The sequence below is a fragment of the Candidatus Sungiibacteriota bacterium genome, from assembly GCA_016432465.1.
GTDB lineage: Bacteria > Patescibacteriota > Minisyncoccia > Sungbacterales > HO2-52-23.
Genome location: CP066690.1, coordinates 45,954 through 63,710 on the forward strand (window position 1 = coordinate 45,954; position 17,757 = coordinate 63,710).

Sequence of the window (17,757 nt, forward strand, 5' to 3'; positions counted from 1 at the left end):
TACCACCCTAGGGCCGATCTTTCCAGTATTCATCTTGTCGGACAAGAAGTTCCTCTGCCTTTTCCGGATGGGCCATCACCTCCCTTACAACACGCTCCATACGCATAGCTTGACTTCCCTTAACTAGTATTAAATCCCCTTCTCTTATTAACGGATCAAGTGCCTTGCCGGCAGAGATTGAATCATCAAATTTTAACACCTGACCGGGCATTAAACGACGGGCGTGTGGTTCTACGCCTCTGGTCAGCGCCTCCTCCGCAATAAATTTTGCCCGAGGGCCTACACACAACAATAAGTCAACAAATTCTGCGGCCTGATCTCCTATAGCGCGATGCGCCTGCTCGGCGTACCGGCCGATTTCTAGCATATCTCCCAAAACCGCAACTTTCCGATGTGCCGGTAGTGATTTTAGGGTATCCAACGCGGCTCGCATGGACTCCGGAGCGGCGTTATAAGTATCGTCAAGTACAAGAGTGTGTTTGACACCCCTTAGGAGCCGTAGTCTGCCCGGCGTAGAAGTATAGTCGCGAAGCGCTTCCGAAGCCTCCACTAAATTTATATTCATTACCAGACCCGCAGCACAGGCGGCAGACACGGCATAAGCCTGCGCTTCTCCAAAAACATCCCTCAAACGCACCGGTACCACACTACCATTGTACTCAAGCTTTAAACTGATACCCAACGGCATATCTCCCCATTCCTCGTCTTTGGTAAGATGCGGTTCATAATTAATAATGCGCAGATCTGCATGTTCTTCAAAGCCGTAGGTGAGAGACTCGGCCACCGTTTGTCTTTTCATATCGTAGACAGCCACGTCATCATGATTTAAAACCGCATAGCCGTCCGGCGGGAGAGCTGAAACAAGTTTAGCTTTTTCTTTGACCACCTCTTCCGGATCTTTAAAAAATTCCACATGCACCGGAATTTCACCGATGGCAGTTACTACCGCTAGGTCAGGCTTAGCTATAGATAAAAGATAATCCATGTCACCGGGGCGATCAACACCGTATTCAAGCAGTAGGACTTCAGGATAGCTTTTTCTACGGAAGAATGCAGTATTTAGCGCACCAAAAAGCATAAGCAGCCATTTAAACGGATTACGACCCCCATGCCTTATTCCCAAAATAGTTAGAGGCAGACCAAATTCATTGTTATAGTTTTTTTCTGATGTGCGGACTACAAATTTGCTTTTCAGCACCGCAAAAATAGCCTCTTTGGTGGAGGTTTTTCCAACCGACCCGGTAATTCCAGCGATAAATGGCCTATAGCGCCACAGGGTCCGACGTGCCAATATCTTTAAGATGCTTTGCAAAATAGATTTCCGCGACATATACTACTTTTAGTTCTCACGGTTCTATAATTAAGGATATCATTATGGAAGACGCAGAACAAACGCCCGTAATATCGCAGGTTTTACCGCATCTCTATCTTGGAAACTTTGCGGCGGCCACCAATGCGGCACTACTGCGAGCCTATGCTATTAAAGGCATTATTTCTGTCACTTTGGACGTCGAGGTACCAGAGAAGTTGTGCTCTGATCTCGGAATAGTAAAAACCGATTTCCACATACCGGATGGTTTTTTTAGAGATGACCAAAAAAGGCTTCTTTCAGAAATTATACCTCGAATTAAAAACTTGGAGTCAAGCCAACAAAACTGTCTTATCAATTGCTGGGCCGGCAAGTCGCGTTCTGTATCTTTAGTTACTGCCTACTTGGTGTGGGGAGGTATGGATTTTCGGAGGGCGTATCGGCTGGTCACCAGCCGCCATCCCATTGCCGCGGCCAAACCCCACACCATGTATTGTTTTATCAAACACACCGATGGAAAATTTTCCCTGGCCAACGGCTTTCTAGTCTTTAGAAGGTGGTTAAAAAACTTGGCTGGCTATATTCTTAAAAAGACCAAACAAAAAATTATATCTTATTTCATCAAGCCCTAGGTGGGCTTTTTAGTTAACTTCGTCAGGCGGTATCTCGTAATAATTTAATATGAATTCAGCTACGTCGTGAAAGGCCGGAGTTAAGGTGTTGGCCGCAAAACGATTACCTTTGGGCTCGTTAAGCTGCAGCAGCACTAAAAATCTGGGATTAAAGGCCGGGGCATAGCCGACAAAGGTATGTATAACTTTATCTGAATAACCGCGGGCATCACGACGCGGAACTTGAGCAGTACCGGTCTTACCAGCGACAAAATAACCCTTGACACCGGCTCTGTTTTCAAATCCACTTTTCACCGCAGATACCAACATCTGGGTGAGTTTCTCCGCTGTTTCTTTGGAAAGAACATTTCTTTTAATTTCTGGGTTTTTCTTACTTTCATTGCCGGAGTCGTCAATAACTCTTTCTACAACATGGGGCTTCATAAGATTGCCGCCATTGGCAATGACGCCAATGGCCATGGCAAGTTGCATGGGAGTTACGGCAATCCCCTGCCCAAAAGAGGCCGTAGCAAAGTCAATATCTTTGCCGCCCGAAAGGTTAGAAAGATCCCCGGTTATTTCTCCCGGCAAGTCAACAGCAGTTTTCTCACCAAAACCAAAACGCTTAAGGTATTCAAGCTGTCTTTCTTTCCCCAAAAGCCGCGCGACATAAACGGCTCCTGTGTTCAGAGATTTTTCCAAAACCTGTGTCATGGTTTGTGTTTTATATGACTTACCGTCAAAATTTCTAACGGTGTAGCTTCCAAACTTTACTGAGCCCGGATCCTCATATGTGGAGTCCGGTGTTACTAACTTTTCCTCCAGGCCGCCTGCCATGGTGACCGGCTTCAACACCGACCCCAACTCATACATTGATTCCACTAAAGGATTTAAAAAAACTGATAGATTTCTTTCTTTGGAAAAATTATTTGGATCAAACACGGGACGGGAAGCCATAGCCAGAATTCTGCCGGTCTTTGGTTCCGTAACTAAAATTGTCCCTGACACAGCTTGCCATTTATGCATAACACCCTCAAGCACGACTTCTGTCTTTGACTGTATGTTGTAATCAATAGTAAGCACCAGGTTGGAACCGTTTTTTGGCGGACGCACTATACGCCTGCCCAATGCCACCCAAAACCCAGCGTTGTCTTTTGCTCCCTCAAAAAAACCCTTGTTGCCGGAAAGCGCTGCCTCATAGTACCTTTCCAGACCGTACCTGCCCTCTTCTTCCTCTGCTTCCTTGCTGACAAATCCGAGCAAGTGCGAAGCAATACTTCCGTGCGGGTAAACTCTTCTCTTTTCTTCCTCCAAAAAAAGTCCGTCCAAACGACGCTCCTCAACTTGTTTTGCTTTTTCAGAATCAGCATTTTTAATAAGCACTTCGTAGAGGTCGGACTTATCAGCAAGTTTGAGAAGCAAGTCCTTTTCTTTCACACCAAATTCTTTAGCCAAAAGCGAGGCCACAAATCTTTCATCTTTTATATTTTGTGGCGAAACGGTTATGTTTTTTTGAACTTTGTTCATGGCCAACGGTATCAGATTGGCATTTTTTTCTTGAACATAAATTATACCCCGCTCCGGCAAAATCTCTTTAATAAGACGGTGCTGCCGAGCGGCAAGTTTGGTGTACTCCCGATTTTGCACCACCTGAAGAATAAAAAGACGCCCAATAAGCACGGCCAAAACCGCGAAAAAAAAGAGAAGGACAATAGTAATCCTGCTCTGCACCGAAATCTCAAAAGGTTTTTTCATTAAACTAAGGTTGTACGGAGACGGAGGAAATGACTACGCTTTTAGGCTGGAGGTAACGAATTTTTGCTATCTTCTCCATTGATTCTAAAAATTTTTGATTACCCTTGGCAAGGTCAGCTTCTTTCCCTCTGACGGTTACTTCCAGCTGCAATACCGTATCTTGCGTTTCTTTTAGCAGAGTTCCGGCAGACTGAATCTGAAAGCCAAGCCCAAAAGTAACGTAAAGCGCGACCATATATACAACAATAGCAAGAGCCAGGATGCCAGCTAAAAACGTAGTAACCATCCAGTGCTTATTTGCGACAAAAGGCCTGTCCAAAAATTCAAAGTAACCCGGAAACCCAGGTAAGACGATGTTTTTAACTGTGAGCACTAATGCCGTCATGGATTTAAATTCTTTGTGCGGCGCGCAGTTTAGCTGAGCGCGACCGCGGATTCAATTTTATTTCGCCGCTCTTGGCTCTAATTGGTTTGGGGTTAAGCACCTTAAGTACTCCCCTTTTGGCCTCTTCTCTAAAAAAATTCTTCACAATTCTATCCTCAAGCGAATGGAAAGATATCACTATTACTTTCCCAGAGCGCTGCAGCAACGGTATGGCACCGGACAGGCCTAATTTTAAATTTTCTAACTCATTATTTACGGCAATACGCAGGGCCTGAAAAGTTCTGGTGGCGGGGTGAATGCTGTTTCGCTGCCGACTTCTGGGGATGCTGTCTGAAATAATTTTGACAAGTTGAGCTGTGTTGGTGATCTTTTGCAGACGGCGTTCTTGGATGATTCTGGACGCCAAACGTCCTGCATACCGTTCCTCCCCGTACTCCCGAAGGATAGTTTCAACTGCCGAACGCGGCCAAGTGTTGATAATTTTTTCTGCGGTAAGTTCATTGGTTTTTGGATTGTATCTCATATCTAGGGGTTCGTTTCTTAGAAACGAGAACCCCCGGCCAGATTCTTCAATATGATACGAACTAAAACCGAGATCAAAAAGGATTCCAGAAGCAGCATCCAATTTATTTGTGCGAGTAATGTGTTTAAGGTTGACATAACTGTCGCAGACTAATTTTAGATTATTATATTTGGGAAATTTTTTTTTAAGATCTTGTACAAGCTCGCAATCCCAGTCAATGCCGATAACTCCTCCTCGCGGACCCACCTTTTCCAACAAAACCCTCGTGTGCCCGCCACCATTAACCGTTGCATCTATATAGGTCTCTCCGGGTTGGGGATTAAAGATTTCAAGAATTTCTTGGAGTAATACTGGTTTATGCATGACTGCGATACTAGTATAGTCCAAGCTCTCCAAGTTTTTCCGCAATCATGTCCGTGTTTTTTTCAACCCCAGCTTTATAACTGTTCCAGCGCTCTTCGTCCCAAATTTCAAGACGGGTATAAACGCCGACAATAGTCACTCTATTCTTGAGTCCGGCGTAATTTTTTAAATAGTCTGGAACTAAAATCCGTCCTAACTGATCAAATTCCACCTCTACTGCACCGGCCAGCATCAGCCGCAAAAACCCCCTTGTATTTCCTTGTCCCACTGGAAGTTGTGCTAATTTTTCAGTGAGCTTTTGCCACTCCTGCAATGGGTAAAGAAATAAACAACTATCAAGGCCGCGGGTTAAAACCGCCTGTTCTCCAAGCTCTTTACGTAATCTGGCTGGAATAGCAAGACGTTTCTTGGCATCAATATTATGTGTGTACTCACCTATTAGCATGAATAATCCACAATTCCTTTAAGTTATCCACAGATTTGTCCACTTTTCACCACCTTAATTACATAATAAACCACTTTGATACATTGTACAAGAAAAACCAACCACTTTTATTAAAGAAAAAAGTGGCCTAAATAAGCCACTTGGTATAAAAATCTCCACAGGTAATTCACATAGCAAATCCTGTATAATAAAAAGTTAGATTTTTGGCTGAATCAGCTTAATATCTCTTTGGCAGTATGGACACTGTTTTTTTAAGAGCGGGGGAGCTGCGTTGTATGCTTCAAGAGGAATGCAAAGCCCGCAAGCATACTTCAAGGTTGGCCACAAAAGTTCTGAATGCTCTCTATCAATAAGCGGACGGTCTATAAGAATTGCGAATCCGATAATATTGGCTTCGTATCCCTGCGATGCACAGGCGCGGTGCGCTGCAGCTATGGTTTCGCGTATAGTGCTAAAAGAAACGGCCATATCGTCAACAATTAAAATTCTTTCTTGAGGATTAAGTGAAAATCCCCTACTCAGCGCCAAAACAAACTGCCGGTCGCGCTCAACATAAACAGCTCTTGTATGCTCTAATTCGGCAAGGGTTTGAAGCGCACAAATAAGAGGTATCGCTCCTAGGGCTGGGCCGAGCAGAACATTTATCTCCTGAAGATCAATATCAGCTTGCTTGAGTTTATAAAGAAGGAGTTTGGCCATTTGTTCTCTCGCCGGACCTTTTTCAAAAATACGAGCTAACTGAATATACATACCCGTATGAAGGCCGGAAGGAAACAATTGGTAATGTTCTCCGGTCTCTTCAGTATTTAGAATGGCGCCGCTTTGTTTCAAAATATGAGCACAGTACTCTTCTGCTGCTCTGCATTTTTCTTCAAGTCTATACCGCATAAAACCACCCGCCCCGAAACAATATCAAAAAGCTAAAATCATAGTAGACAATTCCAGCCCATAATGCAACTAAAGACCTCTTGATATTATCTAAAAACAAAAAGGGGTGTTGTAGTTACACCGCCTTAATTTTGAGTGGCCCTTCCTGGGGTACCCACCCTGACCCAGCCGGACAGTCACAAACGCCATATGGTTCCCCGCAACCTAAACAAATTTGCTTCCAACCAATTTCCCGCAACTTGAGCGAAGAGAAATTAAACGACTCAAATATCTGTGCCTGTAGTTTAGGAGGCAGACTCTCCAACAGTTTTCTTATCTCTTCATCTGATAACTTATCCCAGAGAGCCTTCTTCCAGTAAACTTCAAACTCCATGATCATCTTTCCTCCGTTGTTACTACTGATCTATTTATAAGGGTACAAAGGGCAGCCTGTACTGTCAAACGTATTAAAGTGGCCGTTCGGTTTTACCCGCCGTCGCAGAAAGCCACGGCTGTAAGGCCGTGGATGAATGCGAGGGCGGAGTCCTTCCGAAGCTCGAAGAACGAAGGAGGATGCTTTGGCGGATTTCGCTGCATCTCGCTTAGTTTTCGCTGATGCGAAAAAGCGAGATGCCACGGGCGTAAGCCCGTGGAGCTTTACCGAACGGCTTTCAAAAATCACGGGCCAAAAAAATTATAGCTTCACACGGCCAGAAGTCTATACGCCTCTTCAAGCACAGGAGCTTCTCTGCCCATAGCGCGAAGTCCTTGGAGAGGAACCTCCACGTAGTGAAGAGCGGACTTCTTGTTTGCGGGTCCAAGAATCCTTGAAAGAGAATCTTTAATTGGGCTTGAGAATCGCCTGATAAGTTCCCCTGCCCTCGTATCGGCCTGACGCTGGTTTAAACCTAGCCACGGACTTATTTCTGTCACTATAGAGCAGATCTTTGACGCCACCTCTGATTTTGCGACCGCTTCTTCCACTAACAAACAACCGAGTTGTTGTCCATAAAGAGCAGTGATGACATGCGAGGTATTTACCGTAAACATCTTTTGCTTTCGTTTAAGCTCCACCCCCGCTTCTGTTAATTCAAGCTCCACGCCCTCAATTTTTCCGAGCTGATGAGTAAGCGGGTCGTCTAAAGTCACAATTTTGAAATAATCCTCCGCAACTGCCGTCAGCAGGCCGTATTTACTTACAACTCTCGGGCATATTCGGTCAACCACAATAGAAATTTGACGGGGGAAAAGACTTATCGGATCAGGCAAATTCTCCGCCAAAAGAACTGGCGCCAAGATACCCTTCTCTCTATACCACTTTGCCACTTCGGCAATATGTTGTCTGCCAACCGATGTAACAACTAAATCAAAGTCATTGCCCGCCTCATCCATCTTCGTTGTCGTAACATCCAGCTTAGAGATCCTGCTTGGCGTTTCCAAAAAATAACCGCCCTCAAGTTCTTGGAGACGCTGCGGGTTGGCATCAGTACCAACCACTTTGTAGCCCGCTTCCGTAAAAACAGGGACAATAAGACCCAGACCAAGCTGTCCAACTCCTATAAGTAACACTCGCATAGTTTGCTCCCTTATGTTTTTGGTCTACTGTTTTGACTCCACCGGAAACTATAACATAGGATGAAGAAATAAGAAAGTCCTTAAAAATAACCGCTTCCCCGCCCTAAAGGGCGGGGTTTTCTTCAGACGAACTTCGTTCGTCTTCAGAAAATCGCCCTGGTGATCGGCCTCAAGCGGGGTTTCTCCTCCGCTTCGCTCCGGGCTGGCATTCAACCCCGCGTCTTGCGGGGATGAATGCCAGAGAAATAAACAGCTGTTTGGAAATCCCAAACAGCTTCAGGTTTTTTGTCGTGTTTAACCTATTCACCCTGCCTATTTTCTATGGCTCTTTGAACTTCTTCGGACACGGCCTTGGAAACATCAACTGGTTTAGGCGACTGACTAACAGCTCGTCCAAGCACAAGCATGTGCGCTCCGCGCTTGATCGCTTCTGCGGGAGTTCCAACTCGCTCTGGATTGTGACCTCCGGCAGCAGATCCGCTCGGACGTATTCCTGTTACAATTTTCTGGAGCCCCAAGAGCTCGGATTCGCCTCCAAGTAATTCTAATTCTCCCGGAGCGCAAACAACTCCCGTTCCGCCGGATCTTTTAAACAGGGTAGCGAATCTTAAAACACTTACGTTCACCGGAGATCCATAACTCATAAAGGCGTCGGAATCGGCAAAAGTGGAAAGAACCGTAAGACCAAGCACGTTTACTCTATCTTGATACTTAAACATTGCTTGTCTCAGCTGTTCTCCTCCGGAGATATGGAAAGTTACGTGGTCAACACGATTGTTCCAACAAAGCCATTCCATCAGACGGTCAACCAACTCGTGATGTTCATTAAATTTGGCATCCCAAAATACCTTTCGGCCGTAGTCTCTAATGACCCTCGCAAGCTCCGCCGCAAAACCTATATGTATTGCCTCCAAACCAATTTTAAAAGTTCCATAATAAGGAGCTAGTTTCCTGATAAATTCACGCGCGGTAATCCGTGATGGAAAATCAAGAGCAAAAATTAGACGACTTCTGACCTGTTCATCAATGCTCGCCATGTCACTCACTCGCAAAAGAACCAAAACTATAATAGCATAATTTATTTTTTAATTAAAATACATCCCGACCGGTCGGGATGTATTTTAATTATTGGGTGCGGCAGGACTCCGCTTCGCCAAATCTGACTTGGCTTCGCTAGAACCTGTCGCGGCACGCGTCGCTTCGCTCCGCTAACACCGCTCCTTAAAACCCATCGGTTTTAATATTTCCGCCACGGGAAAACTCCCGTTTTCCCGACCCCTTTCCCAGGTTTGAGTCCTGCATAACTAATTTTAATTATTGGGTGCGGCAGGACTCGAACCTGCGTAGTCCGTTAGGACACTGCGTTTACCCCGCACTTAAAGTTCACTGGGTATTCGGCACTGATACATTTATGGTCGTACGTGCCCGGAATGATTTGCGTGGGGAGGGATTCGAACCCCCGTAGCCCGTTAGGGCGCTTGGTTTACAGCCAAGTACAATTGACCACTCTGTCACCCACGCAAAATATACAGAAACAACTATTTATGGTTTTAATTTGTGAACTTTAAGTGACGGGGTTTACAGCGCAGTGCAATTGCCGCTATGCGACGCACCCAAGCCGCCTGCAGGAATCGAACCTGCGACCTACTGTTTATCCCGACGGTAAATTTGCTCAAGCCTGGGAGAGGGATCGAACCTCCAACCTGCGGTTTACAAAACCGCTGCTCTACCATTGAGCTACCCAGGCAAATTTTTGTCGGGACCCCGACTTCATTATTTTAATAAATAGTGCGTCGGGGCAAAACCACTGCTTTGCCACTAAGCTAAGGCGGCGATCATTTCTTTATTCGTATCTCCTGTACTCGGCTACTAGCCGCAATAGCTGTCGGCTCTTCTTTGAGCTGTTTCCAATACTCGCCATTGCCGTTTCCGTTGCCGTTGATATTGCCATTTGCAGCTCCGAGATTTTCGCGAGTTTTTTTGAGAAGGGATACGGTATTATTATCAGCGCGTAAAAGAAAAAGGTGCAGACGATAGAGTGCACGGCTCGCAATCTTCCAAAGGGTGTATTCGTAATGCCGCTCTTTATACCAAGTTTTTATATTAAGAATAAAGAGCCGGAGTTTAGCCGAATCTTCCTCAAAGCGCGCGGTAATAACTTCATCCGGGATCGCAACCAGTTCCGGTATTTTTTCAGAAATACGGTACCAAAGTAAGAATGCGCTGGATAAAAATAAACCCAAAAGTAATAAATCTAAAATCATAGTTCAAAATGCACAAATCTCCCTATTTTTATATTTTCACCAAATTTCCCAATAGCCTCATTGAGTACTTCTCCCACGGTTTTATCTTGGTCTTTCACAAAGGATTGCGCCAGTAGCGTTTCTTGATCATCCGGCCTCATGGCCGCAATATGCATGGCCAGATCATGCGCAAACGCGCGAAACTGGGGATTTCGCGCCACAAAATCGGTCTCACAGAAAACTTCAACCAAAACCCCAATACGTCCATTGGAGTGGACATAAGCATCAACCAGTCCGGAGCGCGTCTCGCGTCCCGCTTTTTTATCCGCAATACTCCCCAGTTTTCTTTCCAACCACTTTAGAGCCTCATTTGCATCCCCGCCACTCTCCTCCAAGGCTTTTTTAACATCAGAAAATCCTGCACCAGTTTTCTCACGGAGTTCTTTAATTTGTCCTGTGCTGATTTGCATTTATTTATTTTCTTCCGGCTCTTCTTTTTTGACTTCTTTTAACATTTTCTGCCCTTCCTCAATTACCTGCCCAATTTTCCCCACCATATAGCGCACTGCGGGCAAGGCATCATCATTGGAAGGAATATGATAGTCAACAAGATCGGCGTTGGAATTTGTATCCACAAGCGCGACAATCGGAATCTTCATCCTTCGCGCCTCGCGAACCGCCGTATCGTCATGAGTAATGTCCACAATAAATACTGCCCCCGGAAGATGTTTGAGGATACGCAAGCCGTCAAAAATCCTCTTGAGGTGCACGATCTCTTCCTCCTTTTTCATCCGCTCTTTTTTGGTATATTTCTCAAAGTCCCCTGTCGCTTTCTCCTTTTCCAGCGTCTCCATATATTCTACCCTTTTGGAGATAACTTTGAAATTGGTCAAAGCGCCGCCTATCCAACGCTCCACAAAATAAGGCATTTTTGTCTTTTCGGCCACTTCCAGAATTATTTTACGGGCGGCTGGGCGCGTGCCAACCAGAAGCACCAATCCCCCTTTGGCCGTTACATCTTTAATAAACTCTAGTGCCGCAGCTAATTTTTCTTTAGTTTTGATCAGATCAATGAGCGATATTGTATTGCGCACGCCAAAAATATACGGCTGCATAGCCGGATGATTTTTGGTTTTGGCATGTCCCAGATGCACCCCTGCTTTCATCATCTCTTCAATTTCAGGGTCAACTACTGGTAGCGGGGCAAAAGTGTTATTTTCAGCGGTTATTTCGCTCATACCCATAAATCTTATCAGAGCGTACCACACAATTCAATCCTTGACAAGTAGTTAAGTTTGATGTATACTTAGATTAAAGAGCCTGGGATTGGCCCGGGCTTAGGTCTTTAACTTCCAAACGGCTGGGCTGGCGCTGAAACGCCAGAGCTTTGGCTCAAGCCCAACGACGGAAGAACCGTCGTCATGCCGTGCGGAGCCCCGCGATACGAAACGCGGGAGAAAGGAAGTCATCATGCGTAGGTGGTTCTCGGAACTGTCCGTCGGTCTCCTCGCGATGGCCCTGCTTTTCATTTGGGTTGGAGTCCTAGCGTTCTCCAGGGATGGCCAAAGCGCTTTTGGTTTCGTCTCCCTCTGCATAGGGACCGCCATTATGGTGGTCGCTCTGTACAGGGTGGTCAGTCGCCGGCTCGCCTTCCACAGGTTTTACGCCATCTTCGGCTTCGTGCCGAACGATCGGCGACACGGCAAGGAGCTGTTCAGGCACCTTGTCGAGAAAGGGATTCTTGACAGGACGGCCGACCTCTCGGCTGACTACGTAAGTCTTAATGGACTCGAGGCCGAGGCTAGAAATGTTCAAACGTCTGCCGAGGCCAGAAACATCTCCAGAAAATTGCAGGAGGCCCATGGATTCATCCGATCCTCCCGCCGCCGATTCAATGCGGCCATTGACGTGGCCAGTTCAAGGTGGCTCCCGGCCCCCTACAAGAACTTGAGCCACAACTTCTCCGACTGGGAGAAACGGTTGGAGAAGAGAATCCGGTAAGGGCAACACCGCTAAGTTGCCCTGAGACCGCCATTGGGCTCACCCCCTCTGGCGGTCTTAAAATTTTGCAAAAATTGACAATATACTTAAAATAGTGTATAATTAGAATGTACATTCTTTGGAAAACCCTCGCCGCCATACCTTCTTTACGGGCCGGATCCCAAAATGAAGGCCTGCTTGCAGGCCGTAGCCAAAAACGAAGGCCTGCTTGCAGGCCGTAGCCCGAAGCGAAGGCCTGGCGGCGATGAACGTTGCCTGGTGCTTTTCCAGATGAACTGGGAAGGCATGTAGAAACTCTTTTGCGGCGGCTGAACTGCCGCATCCGGCAGCTGAACTGCCGGAGAAAAGGAGGAGTCCATGTTCTTCGTTTTGTCTCTTGCTCCAGTGCTCTTCCTTGTGACGGTGATGCTGGCTGATATTATGCGGCCAGCGCTGCAAACGGTGGTGTTCAACCACCGGTTCAGGAAAGAGTACCAGTTCCCGCCATCCCGACTCCAACAGGGACACGAGGTCCTCAAGGCATACTATCTCAAGATGACCCTGCGCCATATTGAGATGTACGCCAACCGGGCCGCCAACTTGGCGGTCGTGTCTCGCAAACATGGCAGGGCTGAGACATTTGAGCTCTTCTCTGCTGCGTACGTGTGGTGGACGGAGGCCCACGAACTCCTCTGGAAAGCACTTCCGGAGGAGAAAAGGCAGAGTATTCCGCACTGGACCGATTCTCCAGTGTGGATAGCTTTCCAGTCGGCGATGAACGCCGACAACCCAGCTGCCGATGAACGGCAGCAAGAAGGGGGCGCGCAATGAGTAATTACCTTTTTTTTACTTTCGTAACTTTGGGCCTCACGGCCATGGCCGAGGCACTCCTTGCTCTACTCTGGCTGAAGGAGCGCCGCGCCTTTGGCCGGAGGGTCCGCCTGGCTTTCGGGGTTGAGCCCCGGGAGTTAAACACCGAACTGGTATGCGAGCAACTCAAAAAGCTGGCTTACCAGGCCGGCCTCCTGATGCTCTATCAAGAGGTCCATACGGGGCAGATCGACCCTGATCTGCTCCCCACCGGAACAAAGGTGGAACTTGAGTATGCCGTGTTCCGGGGACCTTTGGCGGATAGGTTGAACTCTCTCCGCCAAGAACTGCGCAGTGCTACACATTACGCAGCCCGGGCGGGGAAAACGCCATATCATCTGGTTGATTCCAATGGGGAGGTGAGGATCGAAACCCTTCCCCCCTACGACCAGCAAGCCTTAACCGGCTGGAGCGCCGCCTGGGCACGGGCAGAAACAGCGCGCCGGCGCGAAACAGAGCGTCGCGAGCGTCTTAATCGGCGCTTGCGAAACAGTCGCTAGTCTAGAAGGAAGTAACTGGTCGTTCCGGATTCACCCGGAGCGGGTAACGGCAGTGGGCCGCCAGGTTCCAAAACAGGTCCGAAAAGGGAGGTCTATCTTATGATCAATACCGTCGAGAAGGCGGCCAAGGCCGCGGAGGTGAGGCGAATGTGTGTCGCCCACCTTCAAGGTCTCACTGATTCTATCGGTGAGGCCTACAGATGGGGCGTCCACGGAGTGGCCGGTCACTTCTGCACCGCGCGGACGGGGTCTGCCATACGGGAGGCCCGCATCCACGAGGATTCCCTCCGGAAACTGGTGGAGGGGGCCGAGAGGGAGGACCTCCCACGACCTCCGGACTCACGTCCGGACTGGTCGTGGCAGGGGTTCCTCTATCCCCTCCGGTAACGGTAAGGGCACACCGAAAAGTTACCCAAACGCCGCAGGATCTCCCTGCGGCGTTGCAAATTGCGCAGGAGAGAATATAATAATTAGGTGGCAAAAACCGATATTCACCCTAAATACTATGAAGCCACGGTAAAATGCGCCTGTGGAAATACTTTCAAAGTCGGGTCAACCAAGGAACGGCTGGAAGTTGAAATTTGCTCAAAATGCCACCCTTTCTATACCGGGGGCTCAAAACTCATAGATACTGCAGGAAGGGTGGAGAAATTTAAGCAGCGGCTTGCGAAAAAGAAATCTTAGATGCAAAATTAGACGCCACTTGTGCGCAGAATTAGACGCAATCGCGTTTATTATTGCGTAATAGTGGCGTTTATGGTTGCCTCTAAACAATGTGAATATCCAAGAACTTCACCATAAAAAAGAAGGGCTCCAAAAAGAACTCGCCAATCCCGAGATTTTTAAAGATCCTCAAAAAATTAAGGAACTCAGTATTGAACTGGGAAAAATAGAAAAAGAAATTAAAGAGGAGCAGAAATCGGGAGATAGCGGCGCGATACCCCAAAACGTCATTATAGAGATCCGCGCCGGAGCCGGGGGCGAGGAAGCTTCACTTTTTGCGCAGGAACTTTTTAGTATGTACACTCATTTTGCCGCTAAAAGGGGGTGGAAAACAACGCTTCTTAATGAATCCCGCAGCGACCTTAGCGGCTATAAAGAAGTTATTTTTGAAATCAACGGCAAAGACGCGTATAAAACTTTACGTTTTGAATCAGGGGTTCATCGCATACAACGTATCCCGGAAACTGAAAAATCAGGCCGCATCCATACTTCCACCGCTTCCGTGGCCGTATTACCGCAGGCGCGTGAAGTTGACGTTGAGATTAGACCGCAAGATATAAAAGTTGAGTTTTTCCGCTCCTCCGGCCCCGGGGGACAAAACGTAAATAAAGTTGAAACCGCGGTAAGAATTTATCATTTACCGACCGGGCTTATCGTTACTTCGCAAGAATCACGTTCCCAACAAGCTAACCGCGAACGTGCTATGACCTTACTTCGCGCTAAGCTTCTTGACGCCAAAATGCAGGAAGAGGCAAAAAAAATGGCCGCTGAAAGGCGACAGCAAATTGGCACCGGAGACCGTTCAGAAAAAATCCGCACTTACAATTTTCCGCAGGACCGAGTTACGGACCACCGGATTAAAGAAAGCTTGCACAATATTGAATCTATTCTGGCCGGCAATCTCGACCCCTTGATCAATAAGTTATTGTTTCTAAAGGATTCTATCTATATCCCGCGCCAGTGAAATAATCCGATTGGCGTAGGAACGGCAGACGTACCGCGTACAACTTGGCCTACCGGAAATGTAGGTTTTGGCGGCGCGTATTTCTCCTGCTTCGGTTTTTGCGTCAGCGCCGGCGTCAGCCAAAAATATAGCCGCGGCGGTAAACGCATCCTCAACGTTCCAAGGACTGGAAGGATTATGCCCAGTAAGGCTGGCAACTCGTTTCTCAAAACGTAACCACGTTGTCGGAATAAACTGGGCCGGCCCCATTGCGCCGCCGCAGCCATAATTTGGCCTGCGCGAGACTGGCATTTTATCAGGATCAAGATTTAGTTTACCCGTAATTTCAAAAAATGCCGCTTTTTCTGATTCTGCCTGCTTTCGTCTTCCAAGACGAATGTAGCAATTATACATATCCCGTTCCCAATTTCCGGTGCCAACGTTGGTGCCGACAGAAATTACCCCGTCTTCAAACTGCTTTCCGGTCTCAACTTCAAGAAGGGCCAATAAAAACGCGGTCCTAATTCCGGCGCGCTTGGCCGCAAGATCCGCAAAACGAATAGCATCTTCTGCCGTAATCCCTGTTTTTTCCAAATAAAAGAGCTGGGTTTTTAGGGTCGCAATGTCCCTCTTTTTTGACTTCAAAAGCTGCTGGAAAAGAGCTTCTTTGCCTTTGGTAAGACGGAGCAGTTCTTCTTTTTCTTTCTTTTTTTGCGCAAGAAATCTTCGTTCCACTTCCTGTAGCGATCGTAGATCTTGTTGCTCTTCTTCAAATTCTTCCAGTTCAACTTTTTCTTTTTCCAGAAGCGTCTTATCCTCTTTAAATTCGCCTACTGCCTCTTGTATATTAGATTGCACCCGCTGGAGACTATTTAGAGAGTTGAAAAAATCGGACAAATTTTGATTTTTTAAAAGTATAGTGAGAGCATTATCCTGATCATATGCGTAAAGAAGGAAAAGACTTGCGCCCAGGGCGCGTCTGGACTTGTCAATTTTTTTGGCAAGCATTGCAATGCCTGCGCTTTTAGCCTGAATCTCAAGGGCGGTTTTTTTAATCACAAGCGCAAGACGTTTAATCTCAAGCTCGCGGCGTTTTATTTCTGTGTTAACCGTCTCAGTTTCGTTGGCGAGAGTCCGCGCTTCCCCCTGTACTTGCTGCAAATTTTTATCAAGTTCATTAGCTTCCTGCTCAAGCCTCTGCAACTGTCTTTCAAGCTCTGCGCGTTTGACAGGATCAAGCTCTTGGGCGTAAGCAGCTGTGCAGCCGGCCAGCAAAAATAGTCCCAGTGCTGCTGGGAAAATCCAACAAGATACCCTGTATTTGGATACCATGAGTTTATTATATCACTCTTCCTTCTCCTCGCCAGCCGTTTCTTCCACCACTTTCGTCTCTTCCTTTATTTCTCGTTCTGTTTTAACTTCTTCGGGTGCGGCCGCTGTTGAAACTTGTTCCAGCGCGGCTAACTCCTCTTCAGAACGAGGCGCCTCAATCAATACCACCACCTCGTCCGGTTCAGCCAAAATTTTCACTCCTTTTGGTGTGGGAATATCTTTTACAAAAAGTTTGGACCCAAATGCGGCAAGCCCCGAAAGGTCAATCCGCAGCTCACGCGGTAAATCCTGCGGCAGGGCTTCTACTTCAAGTTCCTGCATTACCCTTACCAAAATACCGCCTTCATTTTTAACTGCGGGCGATTCTCCAAAAAATTCAATTGAAACTTTGGTGCGGATTTCTTTATCCATGCGCACGGCATAGAAATCGGCATGAAGAGGGATGCCTTTTAGGGGGTCATTTTTTATATCATGTATTAAAACGTTATGGGACTTGCCGTCTACATCAAGTTTGATAAGTGTGGACTCCCCTGCCTCGCGGTAAACCTTTTCAAAATCTTTATACGGCACCGCAATCGGCTGGGACTTAACTTTTTCGCCATACACCACCGCAGGCAAAAAACCGGCTCTCCGAAGAGCCTTTACTTTTTTGCCTAATTCAGTTCGTGGTTGGGCCTTAAGTTCCATAATAAAAACAGTTTAACATATCTCTACAAAAAATAAAAGGGCTCCTAAATTAGGAACCCGCAACCTGGGTTGAGTTGGCTGACCTGAAGTTAGAATTAATATTGATAGCGGCAAATAAGATTATACTACCCAAGAGTAAAAAGGCACTTCCAATAAAAAATGGCACCAAAGAAGCTTTTACCGCCGTTAAAATGAGTTGTTTTCCTTCATGACTGGTGGCAATGTTGTAAAGGAGCGGTTGAAGGAACGGTTGAAGGTTGCTCTTGAGTTTTTCTTTAGTATAGTACAATTTTCTGTCCGGCGTTCTAATAAAATACAGTAACTCTACAGGTTGGAGATTTTGAAGCATTGCAATAACTGGTTTATCTGAGCCCGCGGGAATTAGTGCAAGAAATTCTGCAGGTGGAATTTCTCTATATTTACCAGCAACATTCTTATCTTCTAAGTTAATAAAAAGGCCTGGATAAAATACGGCATAATCAAGAACTGGAGAGTAAATAGCTTCTGTCACAGGAAGTTGTTCTCTATGGGCCTTGAGACCCGCACCACCGAAAACCAAACCAATCAGAATTAAAGATACGGCCGAAGCGTAAAGAATATATCTCACCTTTTTCTCCTTTGAAAAGATCCAAAATCAGTATAGCAT

Annotated in this window: 20 protein-coding genes and 2 tRNA genes; 6 read left to right on the top strand and 16 right to left on the bottom strand. The window is 46.7% G+C overall.

The window, feature by feature from the left end; all coding sequences use genetic code 11:
- Positions 1 to 7 precede the first annotated feature (7 nt).
- Positions 8 to 1,330, bottom strand: a complete 1,323-nt coding sequence (locus HYW89_00240; protein ID QQG45357.1) for a UDP-N-acetylmuramoyl-tripeptide--D-alanyl-D-alanine ligase — start codon at positions 1,328 to 1,330, stop codon at positions 8 to 10.
- A 44-nt stretch (positions 1,331 to 1,374) separates the two neighbouring features.
- Here HYW89_00240 and HYW89_00245 point away from each other — a divergent pair, with 44 nt between their 5' ends.
- Positions 1,375 to 1,941: a dual specificity protein phosphatase family protein gene (locus HYW89_00245; protein QQG45358.1), complete on the top strand. Its 567-nt coding sequence runs from the start codon at positions 1,375 to 1,377 to the stop codon at positions 1,939 to 1,941.
- A 9-nt stretch (positions 1,942 to 1,950) separates the two neighbouring features.
- Here HYW89_00245 and HYW89_00250 read toward each other — a convergent pair whose 3' ends face one another.
- The 12 genes from HYW89_00250 to rpsB all read right to left on the bottom strand — a co-directional run bounded on the left by HYW89_00250 (position 1,951) and on the right by rpsB (position 11,314).
- Positions 1,951 to 3,675 carry a penicillin-binding protein 2 gene (locus HYW89_00250; protein QQG45359.1) on the bottom strand — a complete coding sequence of 575 codons (1,725 nt, stop codon included), beginning with the start codon at positions 3,673 to 3,675 and terminating at the stop codon, positions 1,951 to 1,953.
- Positions 3,676 to 3,679: 4 nt separating this feature from the next.
- On the bottom strand, positions 3,680 to 4,060 hold the full coding sequence (locus HYW89_00255) for a hypothetical protein (GenBank protein QQG45360.1): 381 nt from the start codon (positions 4,058 to 4,060) through the stop codon (positions 3,680 to 3,682).
- Between the two features lie 4 nt (positions 4,061 to 4,064).
- The gene (gene rsmH / locus HYW89_00260) at positions 4,065 to 4,946 is read right to left on the bottom strand and encodes a 16S rRNA (cytosine(1402)-N(4))-methyltransferase RsmH (protein ID QQG45361.1); all 882 of its coding nucleotides are present in this window, start codon (positions 4,944 to 4,946) and stop codon (positions 4,065 to 4,067) included.
- Between the two features lie 10 nt (positions 4,947 to 4,956).
- Positions 4,957 to 5,391: a division/cell wall cluster transcriptional repressor MraZ gene (gene mraZ, locus HYW89_00265; GenBank protein QQG45362.1), complete on the bottom strand. Its 435-nt coding sequence runs from the start codon at positions 5,389 to 5,391 to the stop codon at positions 4,957 to 4,959.
- 195 nt (positions 5,392 to 5,586) lie between these two features.
- Complete coding sequence (locus tag HYW89_00270; GenBank protein QQG45363.1) at positions 5,587 to 6,279, bottom strand: hypothetical protein; 693 nt, start codon at positions 6,277 to 6,279, stop codon at positions 5,587 to 5,589.
- A 681-nt stretch (positions 6,280 to 6,960) separates the two neighbouring features.
- The gene (locus HYW89_00275; GenBank protein QQG45364.1) at positions 6,961 to 7,833 is read right to left on the bottom strand and encodes a hypothetical protein; all 873 of its coding nucleotides are present in this window, start codon (positions 7,831 to 7,833) and stop codon (positions 6,961 to 6,963) included.
- 299 nt (positions 7,834 to 8,132) lie between these two features.
- Positions 8,133 to 8,870 (bottom strand): orotidine 5'-phosphate decarboxylase, encoded by a 738-nt coding sequence (locus HYW89_00280; GenBank protein QQG45365.1) that lies wholly within the window; start codon positions 8,868 to 8,870, stop codon positions 8,133 to 8,135.
- A 399-nt stretch (positions 8,871 to 9,269) separates the two neighbouring features.
- A tRNA-Tyr gene (locus HYW89_00285) sits at positions 9,270 to 9,354 on the bottom strand.
- 154 nt (positions 9,355 to 9,508) lie between these two features.
- A tRNA-Thr gene (locus HYW89_00290) sits at positions 9,509 to 9,580 on the bottom strand.
- Positions 9,581 to 9,668: 88 nt separating this feature from the next.
- Positions 9,669 to 10,097 carry a hypothetical protein gene (locus tag HYW89_00295; protein QQG45366.1) on the bottom strand — a complete coding sequence of 143 codons (429 nt, stop codon included), beginning with the start codon at positions 10,095 to 10,097 and terminating at the stop codon, positions 9,669 to 9,671.
- A complete protein-coding gene (tsf, locus tag HYW89_00300; GenBank protein ID QQG45367.1) occupies positions 10,094 to 10,546 on the bottom strand; it encodes a translation elongation factor Ts in 453 nt (150 codons plus the stop codon). The genes HYW89_00295 and tsf overlap by 4 nt, the downstream gene beginning before the upstream one ends.
- Positions 10,547 to 11,314, bottom strand: a complete 768-nt coding sequence (gene rpsB, locus HYW89_00305; GenBank protein ID QQG45368.1) for a 30S ribosomal protein S2 — start codon at positions 11,312 to 11,314, stop codon at positions 10,547 to 10,549.
- Positions 11,315 to 11,546: 232 nt separating this feature from the next.
- On the opposite strand from rpsB, the gene HYW89_00310 reads away from it, so the two are divergent.
- The 5 genes from HYW89_00310 to HYW89_00330 all read left to right on the top strand — a co-directional run bounded on the left by HYW89_00310 (position 11,547) and on the right by HYW89_00330 (position 15,113).
- Positions 11,547 to 12,077 (top strand): hypothetical protein, encoded by a 531-nt coding sequence (locus HYW89_00310; protein QQG45369.1) that lies wholly within the window; start codon positions 11,547 to 11,549, stop codon positions 12,075 to 12,077.
- Positions 12,078 to 12,434: 357 nt separating this feature from the next.
- On the top strand, positions 12,435 to 12,887 hold the full coding sequence (locus HYW89_00315) for a hypothetical protein (protein ID QQG45370.1): 453 nt from the start codon (positions 12,435 to 12,437) through the stop codon (positions 12,885 to 12,887).
- Complete coding sequence (locus tag HYW89_00320; protein ID QQG45371.1) at positions 12,884 to 13,426, top strand: hypothetical protein; 543 nt, start codon at positions 12,884 to 12,886, stop codon at positions 13,424 to 13,426. Before HYW89_00315 ends, HYW89_00320 begins: the two co-directional genes overlap by 4 nt.
- Before the next feature lie 474 nt (positions 13,427 to 13,900).
- Positions 13,901 to 14,110, top strand: coding sequence for a 50S ribosomal protein L31 (gene rpmE, locus HYW89_00325; protein QQG45372.1), 210 nt, complete (start codon positions 13,901 to 13,903; stop codon positions 14,108 to 14,110).
- Positions 14,111 to 14,201: 91 nt separating this feature from the next.
- On the top strand, positions 14,202 to 15,113 hold the full coding sequence (locus HYW89_00330; GenBank protein QQG45373.1) for a PCRF domain-containing protein: 912 nt from the start codon (positions 14,202 to 14,204) through the stop codon (positions 15,111 to 15,113).
- Here the strand turns inward: HYW89_00330 and HYW89_00335 are convergent.
- Genes HYW89_00335 through HYW89_00345 form a run of 3 tightly spaced genes read right to left on the bottom strand, consistent with a single transcriptional unit; the run spans position 15,081 to position 17,718 of the window.
- A complete protein-coding gene (locus tag HYW89_00335) occupies positions 15,081 to 16,424 on the bottom strand; it encodes a lytic murein transglycosylase (GenBank protein QQG45374.1) in 1,344 nt (447 codons plus the stop codon). The genes HYW89_00330 and HYW89_00335 overlap by 33 nt on opposite strands.
- A gap of 12 nt (positions 16,425 to 16,436) precedes the next feature.
- Positions 16,437 to 17,111, bottom strand: a complete 675-nt coding sequence (locus tag HYW89_00340; GenBank protein QQG45375.1) for a 50S ribosomal protein L25/general stress protein Ctc — start codon at positions 17,109 to 17,111, stop codon at positions 16,437 to 16,439.
- A 49-nt stretch (positions 17,112 to 17,160) separates the two neighbouring features.
- Positions 17,161 to 17,718, bottom strand: coding sequence for a hypothetical protein (locus tag HYW89_00345; protein QQG45376.1), 558 nt, complete (start codon positions 17,716 to 17,718; stop codon positions 17,161 to 17,163).
- Between the last annotated feature and the right edge of the window lie 39 nt (positions 17,719 to 17,757).